The sequence below is a fragment of the Alkalibacterium sp. m-11 genome (assembly GCF_054658155.1).
In genome coordinates, this window is record NZ_BAAGIR010000412.1 from 1 (window position 1) to 350 (window position 350).

General features: G+C 37.4%; 1 protein-coding gene. It reads right to left on the bottom strand.

Annotated elements, in window-relative coordinates; genetic code table 11:
• Positions 1-350 (bottom strand): transposase (locus ACYQ2O_RS13005; RefSeq protein ID WP_459796813.1); only part of this gene is annotated, 350 nt, incomplete at both ends.

The window sequence follows — 350 nt, forward strand, 5'->3', positions numbered from 1 at the left end:
CTTTCATATATTTTCCGCTCGCATGATCATAGTTTTTAGCTAACAACTCGACTTTTTTGCTTCGATTACGGCTAAACATGGAATCATCCAGAATAAGTACCCGTTCATTGTCCTCTTGGACATAAGGAATTAACGTCGCAATCACTTTTTCAGATAGTAATAGCAGGAAGGTTCGCCAATTGAATCGTTCATTCTTCAAGAATCGATTCACTGTATCTTTTCCAAATCCCGGCTGTCTTTCAGAATCATTCACTAATTGATTCATACTTTTTCCACCATGAAAGGCAACAGTAAATAAGAAGGTAACGATAGCGGTCACACTTACTCCTTCTTCTTTTTTGATATTGGAC